The organism is Rheinheimera sp. (assembly GCF_036568245.1).
Classification (GTDB): Bacteria; Pseudomonadota; Gammaproteobacteria; order Enterobacterales; family Alteromonadaceae; genus Alishewanella.
Window position 1 is genome coordinate 19,377 of record NZ_DATCSY010000386.1, and the last position, 7,940, is coordinate 27,316.

Below are 7,940 nucleotides of genomic sequence, written 5' to 3' on the forward strand. Positions count from 1 at the left end.
GCACTTTTTTATTAAAACCAAATTTTAATTACATTTTCTTTGCAACCCGCTATCTTGCCGCCTAATATACTGTATATAAAAACAGTTTGGTGTCGCTATGATCTTGTATATTGCCGAAAAACCCAGCCTCGCCCGGGCTATTGCTGCGGTATTGCCCAAACCTCAGTATAAAGACAAAGGCTTTATCCGCCTGGCCAACGGTGATGTGGTCAGTTGGTGCATCGGGCACCTGTTGGAACAGGCTGAACCACAGGATTACCACCCTGACTACAAACGCTGGCAAGCGGCACAATTACCGATAGTACCGGACAAATGGTTGTTAAAAGTACGAAAGTCAGCTGAACAGCAGCTTAACGTGATTAAGAAATTGTTAAAACAGGCCGACAGTCTGGTTCATGCTGGTGATCCGGATCGTGAAGGCCAGCTGCTGGTAGATGAGGTGCTGGCGTATTGTGGTGTCAGTGAAAGCAAGTTGGCGGGCACACAGCGGCTGTTAATCAGTGATTTGAATCCGGCTGCGGTAAAGCGGTCGCTTACCCAGTTAAAGCCTAACCGTGACTTTATCCCATTGTCGACGTCAGCTCTGGCACGTAGCCGGGCAGATTGGTTGTATGGGCTGAATATGACCAGAGCCTATACCCTGCAGGGGCAGAAAGCCGGCTATCAGGGCGTGTTATCAGTGGGCAGGGTGCAGACACCACTATTAGGTTTAGTGGTCAAACGCGATCAGGACATTGCAAACTTTGTTGCCAAACCTTTTTATCAGGTACTGGCTGAACTGGAAACAGAGCAACAGGAGCGCTTCACTGCACTATGGCAGCCGAGCAGTGCTTGTGCGCCCTGGCAGGATGACGAAGGCCGGATGTTGGTAAAGGCGCTTGCTGAGAAAGTGCAGCAGAAAATCTGTCAGCAACCGGCCGTGGTCAGCAAGCTTGAACACAAAGAGGCTAAGCAGGCACCGCCGTTACCTTATAACCTGTCAACTCTGCAAATAGAGGCCGCGAAGCGTTATAGCATGACGGCACAGCAGGTGTTGGATAGTTGCCAGCAGTTGTACGAAAAGCACAAGCTTATTACTTACCCCCGCTCTGACTGCCGTTATCTGCCAAAAGAACATTTGAAGCAGGTTAAAGCGGTATCCCAGGCTGTCGCTGTGAATGAACCTGAGTTAGCGCTGGCCGTACAGCAAGCAGATACTGCGTTAATCAACAGAGCGTGGAATGATGGCAAGGTAGATGCGCATCATGCCATTATTCCGACTGAAAAACGCATGCCAGCCGGGCGGCTCAGTATTGCTGAGCAGCGTTTATATCAAATGATAGCCCGCCAGTATCTGGCGCAGTTTTATCCGCCATTTTGCTACCGCGATACGCTGGCAGAAGTCACTATTGCCGGCGGCTGCTTTATTGCCAAAGCACGAGTGGAGCGCAGTGCAGGCTGGAAGAAGCTGTTCAGAGCGCATAATAGCGGCGATAAAATAGCGCTTACCGCTGATGAAGCCGAGCAAAGCCAGTTACAGAGTACTTTACCTGCTCTGGTGGTTGGCCAGCCTTTGTTATGTATTGCGGCAAAGGTACTGGACAAAAATACCAGCCCACCGCAGCCATTTACTGACGCCACACTTTTAGCTGCAATGACGGGGATTAGCCGTTATGTGACCAATGATGAAGTACGCAAAATCCTGCGCGATACCGATGGGCTTGGTACTGAAGCAACGCGGGCCGGCATTATTGAATTGCTGTTTAAACGTGGTTTTCTGCAGCGCAGCGGCAAACAAATCCATGCCACTGCAACAGGTGTTGCATTGATTAACGCGCTGCCTGCTGAAGCGGTGACGCCGGATATGACAGCGCGCTGGGAAGCCGCCCTCAATGCTATCTGCCAGCGTCAGCAAAGTTATCAGGCTTTTATGCAACCGCTGTTGCAGCAGCTACAGCTGTTAATTCAGGGAGCGGCCAATGCAACTCCTGTTGGTTTGCCAACGCAGCCCACGCAACGCTGGCGCGGTAGAAAAAACGCTGCGGTAAAAGGCGCTCAGGCAAACCGCCGCTATCGGCGTAAGACCACTGGCGCGGCAGTGGCAAAAGCTAAACGTAATTAATTGTTATCCTGCTGGATTTTGTTTTGTAGCCTGATTTAAGCTGCAGCACAAATTACGGAGAACAATAATGACAGCAACAAAACGCTTTAAAGCCTTATTAGCGACCGCAGTACTAGGCTGCAGTGGCCTGGCACAGGCCACTATCGTTGAGGTGACTACCAATGTGGGTAAGTTTGAAATTAACCTGTACGATGAAAGTACGCCGGTAACAGTGCAGAACTTTCTGAATTATGTCAGTTCGGGCCGCTATGATGGCACTCTTATTCACCGTTCTATACCAGGGTTTGTGGTTCAGGGCGGTGGTTATGTGTTTGATCAAGAACTGCCACTTAAAGCCGCTGCAACAAATTCCCCGATTATTAACGAACCAAAATGGTCTAATGTACGCGCCACCATCGCTATGGCCAAACAACCCAACAAGCCGAACAGTGCGACAAACCAGTGGTTTATTAACTTAGTGAATAATGCGTCTAATCTGGATTTTCAAAATAGTGGTTATACCGTATTTGGCCAGATTAGCAGTACCGATATGGCTGTGATAGACGCTATTGCCGCGATACCGCAATATAAATTCTTCGTATTTGGTCCGCCAGAGCCAGCTGATCTTCCGCTGCTCAACTACTCTGATTCAGACTATGATGATAATAAGCCGCTGGTGGCTGACAACCTGATTACTATTGAATCTATGGTGGTTGTGGATAACCGCACTAATACCGTTTCTGGCCTGACGCTGGTTCCTACTACCAATACCGGTGGTTCTGGCGGCTCTGGTGGTGATAGTGGCAGCAGTGGCGGCAGCTTTGGTTGGTTGCTGTTACCACTGAGTTTATTGGCGCTGCGACGTCGTCGCGGTTAAAGGCCGAAAATCACAGTAAAAAAGCGGAGCAACAGCTCCGCTTTTTGTTTTAACCGGGCACTATTATGTTTTAAAGCATCCGGTTAGCAGAAATCTTTCTACTGTGTCGCTGGTCAAGTCAGTGATGTCATCTACACTTATGCCACAGCCCTGTCTGAAATTATGACAGCTAATTGGTGTAAGTGAGGGTAGCCTGATGATCTTGTTAGTGGGTGGAGAAAAAGGAGGCAGCGGAAAAAGCTGTCTGGCACAGAATATTGCGGTGTACTTTTCCCGTGAGAAGAAGGCCAATGTCATGCTGGTTGATTGCGACCCGCAACGCACCTCGTCCGATTGGGTGCAGGAGCGGCACCTCGATGCTGATTTACCCTGGATAAACTGCGTGCAAATGTATGGCAAAATCCGTTATGAATTGAAAAGCCTTGAAATGCATTACGATGTGGTCATCGTCGATTGTGGTGGGCAGGACAGCGTCGCACTGCGCTCCGCGATGGTGGTGGCATCTCATGTGCTGTTTCCATTACGGCCTAAGCGGCGCGACCTGAAAACGCTGGAGCACCTCGAAGATTTGGTCAGTGCCTGCAACGTGGTAAATCCGGACATGATTGTTGGTTGCGTCATTACGCAGTGCCCGTCGCTGCCAAATCAGGCGAACCGCATTCTGGATGCAAAAGAAGTGTGTAAGTCTTTTAATATCCGGGTGCTGGATGCTATTACTTACAATCGCAATGCTTATGATGACAGCGAAGAAAAAGGTTTGTCTGTAATGGATGTAGAGCCTGACGGTAAAGCCGCGCAGGAGATCCGTGATATAGTGACCGAGTTACTGGCAATGAAGGCGATACAAGAAGATGGCGCTGACCGATCTGAAGAAAAAGTCGCAGCCGCACGGTAAATCCGGTTTTACGGCAGACGAATTTATTGATGATGCTAATAATTATGCGATGGGCATGCCGCGTATCGTGAGTTTACGGCTGCCGGATGCGGATGATACTGACGATACTACCCGGCTGCCGATGCGCCATGCCACCTTCACGTTAAGCCAGGAAGCGATAGATGCGTTAAACGAGCTGAGCCAGGCAACCGGCGAAGCCAAATCTAAGTTAATCCGCAAATTGATTTTACAGGCCAGCAAGCCGGTAAAACGGCAACTGGCCAGAAAGAAGAAATAGTGGATGAAACCGGCTATTTCATCAAAAAGGCATAGCCGGCCAGGAACGCCGTTTCCTGAAACACTTTTAAACCGGTATCTTTAAAGTCGATTGGTAACGGGTGGCGCTTTAGTTTTTCTTTTAATTCCGTGGCGCTGATAATAGTGCAGTTACAGCCGGCAATAAGCTGCAACGCGGCTTCTATTTTAAAACCTACTGCGCCACCGGCAAATTTGCCTTTCTGCGGTCTTTCTTTGATCACCAGCTGACTTATCTGGTAATCCTCAATAAATTTGGCAAACGTAAACTGAAACTGACGCATCTGTTGCTGGTCGGCATCTTTACTTAGTGCAAAGCGGTTCTGCCGGCAGTCGGCCAGTTCGAACAAGCCATTTTTTAACGCCATCAGGCAGATGATGGCTTCACTACCTTTGATCTCGATTCCACAAGTACGCATAGCACAGCCCTCTGCTTAAGGTTGGGTTAAATTATGATAGTTATTTTCAATGACTGCACAGGTCTGCTGTAACGGCTCACCATACAAGATGGGGCTGAAGTCTTTATTTACGCAGTAATTAAGACGAAAACGTTTCAGGCTGTCGATACTACTGGTTGCTTTTTCCAGCTGAGCGCGCTGGCTTTCGCCCCATTGTTCTGACAACTCAAGTAATTGCTTGCGGGTTTTACGCAGGGCGCCTTCTTTGCTGTCACCCGCTATCGCGGCCTTATCTAAAATCGCTTCAAACAATTGCTCTTTATACGGCTTAATCTTTTCGTGATCCGAAAAGGTAATCACTAACAGCACTATCACCACTAACCAGAAAAACTTTTTCATTACGTCTGAACTCCGGTAATACACGCAGCTATTGTATCGGATTGCAGCGGTGCATGCATCGGCACTGTGTTGATATCTGAAAAGTGTAAACCTGGATGACATAGTAACCCCAAAACTGTAAACAATGTTGTCAGTTTGGCGCTGTGAATTGTTATTTAGTGCGGCCTTAATGAGGGCATAGAATTTGCTTTGTCACAGGTCAAAGAATTCAGCGTGTAAGCTGTTATAATCAGCGGCAAGTGCAGACAGCAGTATCGGGGTCGGTAGTGGATCAGCAAAAGATAGATATTAAAAATATTCCCGTGTATGTTGAAGTGCATACACCCAGTGCAAACAAGGCACCAGAGTATGCACCGCGTAACCGCATTTATGTGCGGGCGGTAAAAGGGCTACATCAGGCGGTTCGCCGTTATATGGGTTTTGTATTCATGGGCTTGTTCATGCTGTTGCCCTGGTTACAGTACGAAGGGCATCAGGCCATTTTGCTTGATATTACCGAGCAGAAGTTCAATATTTTCGCGCTGACGTTATGGCCACAGGATTTCACCATTCTGGCGTGGATTTTTATTATTGCCGCTTATGCATTGTTTTTTATTACCGCCTTTTATGGCCGGGTCTGGTGTGGCTATTTGTGTCCACAAACAGTGTGGACCTTTATTTTTATCTGGTTTGAAGAAAAAATTCAGGGTACGCGCAACCAGCGTATGAAGCTGGATGCCGAGCCCTGGTCGGGCGTTAAATTCTTTAAAAAAGCCGCAACACATTTTTGCTGGTTGGCATTTTCACTACTGACGTCGCTGATTTTTGTTGGCTATTTCACACCTGTGGCCGATTTGTTTATGCAGTTTTTTACGCTGGAAGCCAGTTTCTGGGCAGTGATATCGGTGTTGTTTTTTACGCTTTGCACCTACGGTAATGCTGGGTGGATGCGGGAAATCATGTGCACGCATATTTGTCCGTACGCCCGTTTTCAGTCAGCCATGTTTGATAAAGATACTTTCACCGTGACCTATGATGAGAAACGTGGTGAAAACCGCGGTCCGCGTAGCCGCAAAGATAAAGACTACAAAGAAAAAGGCTTAGGTGACTGCATCGATTGCAACTTGTGTGTACATGTGTGCCCTACCGGCATTGATATTCGTAACGGCCTGCAATATGAGTGTATTAACTGCGGCGCCTGTATTGATGCCTGTGACGATACCATGAGTAAAATGGGCTATCCGCCGGGGCTTATCAGTTACACCACCGAGCACAGCTTAAATGGCAAGCATACCCGGGTGTTACGGCCTAAGTTGTTGGGTTATCTGCTGGTATTGCTGGCGGTATGCACTGCTTTCGCCTGGACGTTGTACAGCCGGGTGCCGCTGGAAATGAATATTATCCGTGACCGTGGTGCGTTGTTCCGCACCAACAATGATGGCCTGGTCGAAAATACGTACACGCTGAGTATTTCCAATAAATCCCAGCATACAGTGGTGTTTGATTTAAGCGTGTCGGCAGATGCCAGCTTTAATTGGATAGGCCCGCATCAGGTCAGTTTAAATGGTGGTGAAACCGGTAGTGTGTCAATCAGTCTGGCACTGGATCCCTACAGCACGAAAGAGCGCTCACTGGAAATTACGTTTACCGTTCAGCAGCAGGATAACGCTGAAGTTCAGCTGCAGCAGGCAACGAAGTTTTTCCTGGGCAACCGATGACCACATTTGACTACAGTACACTGCAGCCGGATCTGATCCTGGATGCGCTGACCGAGCAAGGCCTGGACGTATGTTCAGGCTTGCTGGCATTGAACAGTTATGAAAACCGCGTTTACCAGTTCAGCGCGTATCAGGCCGGCAATGACAAGCCACAAAAGTTTGTCGCCAAGTTTTACCGGCCACAGCGCTGGACACAAGCGCAATTGCTGGAAGAGCATCAGTTCGCAGCAGAGCTGGCAGCGGCCGATGTGCCGGTTGTTACGCCTTTAGCAGTAAAGGGTAACAGCCTGCTACAGTTTGCCGGTTACTCTTTTGCATTATTTCCAAGCCGTGGTGGCCGCACGCTCGAGATAGACAATGACGAGCAACTGGCCATGCTGGGGCGTTTTCTCGGCCGTTTACATCAGGTCGGTAAAGCAACTGCTTTTGTGCATCGTCCGGCATTCAGTATCGATAGTCATTTACTCCAAAGCCGGCAACTGCTGGCTGAACTGTCGCTGATCCCCGGCTACCTGCGTCCGGCATTTGATAGCGTATTGGATCAGGTCATTGCATTGTGCGCAGAGCAATACCAACCCACTAATATGATCCGGCTGCACGGTGACTGCCACGCCGGCAACCTGTTCTACATCGAGCAGGGACCTTTTTTTGTTGATTTGGATGACTGCCGCTCGGGCCCGGCAATTCAGGATTTATGGATGATGTTATCCGGTGACCGCCAGCAGCAGCGCGATACACTGGAAATGATGCTGGAAGAGTACGAGCAGTACTGTGAGTTTGACCCGGCCGAGCTCAAGCTGATCGAGCCTTTACGGGCAATGCGAATGATACATTACATGGCCTGGTTGGCCAGACGTTGGCAGGATCCGGCTTTCCCGATGAACTTTCCATGGTTCGGTACAGACAAATACTGGGAACAACAGGTGCTGGCATTAAAAGAGCAATTATTTCTGTTACAGCAGCCGCCGCTTTCATTAGTGCCAGACTACTGAGTTTTTGTTAAGCTGTGTCCAACTTACTGCATCAGAGGATATTACTGAGCATGAAAAAACTGTTTGTGTTAGCAATGGCTTTACTGCTGCCGCTGACGGCCTGCGCCGAAGCGAAGTATGAGCAAGGCAAGCAATACGATGTGGTGGCTGATGTCGCGACCAGCAAACCGGAAGTGAAAGAGTTTTTCTCGTTTTACTGTCCGCATTGCTACCAGTTTGAACCGATAATGCAGAGCGTGGAGCATAAGCTGCCTGATGGTACCAGTTTTAAAAAAATGCATGTCGATTTTTTACGTGCCGCATCACCT

General features: G+C 48.8%; 9 protein-coding genes. 7 read left to right on the top strand and 2 right to left on the bottom strand.

The genetic code is table 11. The annotated features are described in order from the left end of the window. The first annotated feature begins 97 nt into the window (after positions 1-97). The 4 genes from VIN66_RS17300 to VIN66_RS17315 all read left to right on the top strand — a co-directional run bounded on the left by VIN66_RS17300 (position 98) and on the right by VIN66_RS17315 (position 4,129). On the top strand, positions 98-2,101 hold the full coding sequence (locus tag VIN66_RS17300) for a DNA topoisomerase III (protein ID WP_331925146.1): 2,004 nt from the start codon (positions 98-100) through the stop codon (positions 2,099-2,101). A gap of 67 nt (positions 2,102-2,168) precedes the next feature. After that, on the top strand, positions 2,169-2,957 hold the full coding sequence (locus VIN66_RS17305; RefSeq protein WP_331925147.1) for a peptidylprolyl isomerase: 789 nt from the start codon (positions 2,169-2,171) through the stop codon (positions 2,955-2,957). Positions 2,958-3,153: 196 nt separating this feature from the next. Continuing rightward, a complete protein-coding gene (locus tag VIN66_RS17310; protein WP_331925148.1) occupies positions 3,154-3,852 on the top strand; it encodes a division plane positioning ATPase MipZ in 699 nt (232 codons plus the stop codon). Next, entirely contained in the window at positions 3,809-4,129 is a 321-nt protein-coding gene (locus VIN66_RS17315; protein ID WP_134053278.1) for a replication protein RepA, read from the top strand. Before VIN66_RS17310 ends, VIN66_RS17315 begins: the two co-directional genes overlap by 44 nt. 13 nt (positions 4,130-4,142) lie before the next feature. Here the strand turns inward: VIN66_RS17315 and VIN66_RS17320 are convergent, their stop codons facing one another. Both VIN66_RS17320 and VIN66_RS17325 read right to left on the bottom strand, forming a co-directional pair. Next, positions 4,143-4,565: a DUF3010 family protein gene (locus VIN66_RS17320; RefSeq protein WP_331925149.1), complete on the bottom strand. Its 423-nt coding sequence runs from the start codon at positions 4,563-4,565 to the stop codon at positions 4,143-4,145. A 15-nt stretch (positions 4,566-4,580) separates the two neighbouring features. After that, complete coding sequence (locus VIN66_RS17325; protein ID WP_273023070.1) at positions 4,581-4,943, bottom strand: hypothetical protein; 363 nt, start codon at positions 4,941-4,943, stop codon at positions 4,581-4,583. A gap of 266 nt (positions 4,944-5,209) precedes the next feature. Between VIN66_RS17325 and ccoG the strand changes: the two genes are divergently transcribed. From ccoG to VIN66_RS17340, 3 genes are all read left to right on the top strand, one after another. Then, entirely contained in the window at positions 5,210-6,640 is a 1,431-nt protein-coding gene (gene ccoG / locus VIN66_RS17330; protein WP_331925150.1) for a cytochrome c oxidase accessory protein CcoG, read from the top strand. Then, entirely contained in the window at positions 6,637-7,632 is a 996-nt protein-coding gene (locus tag VIN66_RS17335) for a serine/threonine protein kinase (RefSeq protein WP_331925151.1), read from the top strand. Before ccoG ends, VIN66_RS17335 begins: the two co-directional genes overlap by 4 nt. 50 nt (positions 7,633-7,682) lie before the next feature. Continuing rightward, on the top strand, positions 7,683-7,940 hold a 258-nt coding region (locus VIN66_RS17340; RefSeq protein ID WP_331925152.1), incomplete at its 3' end, for a DsbA family protein.

Bases quoted from the DNA above. Each gene is read 5' to 3' on its own strand.
- VIN66_RS17300 (WP_331925146.1), top strand. From the start codon at position 98: ATGATCTTGTATATTGCCGAAAAACCCAGCCTCGCCCGGGCTATTGCT.
- VIN66_RS17335 (WP_331925151.1), top strand. From the start codon at position 6,637: ATGACCACATTTGACTACAGTACACTGCAGCCGGATCTGATCCTGGAT.
- VIN66_RS17305 (WP_331925147.1), top strand. From the start codon at position 2,169: ATGACAGCAACAAAACGCTTTAAAGCCTTATTAGCGACCGCAGTACTA.
- VIN66_RS17310 (WP_331925148.1), top strand. From the start codon at position 3,154: ATGATCTTGTTAGTGGGTGGAGAAAAAGGAGGCAGCGGAAAAAGCTGT.
- VIN66_RS17325 (WP_273023070.1), bottom strand. From the start codon at position 4,943: ATGAAAAAGTTTTTCTGGTTAGTGGTGATAGTGCTGTTAGTGATTACC.
- VIN66_RS17315 (WP_134053278.1), top strand. From the start codon at position 3,809: ATGGCGCTGACCGATCTGAAGAAAAAGTCGCAGCCGCACGGTAAATCC.
- VIN66_RS17320 (WP_331925149.1), bottom strand. From the start codon at position 4,565: ATGCGTACTTGTGGAATCGAGATCAAAGGTAGTGAAGCCATCATCTGC.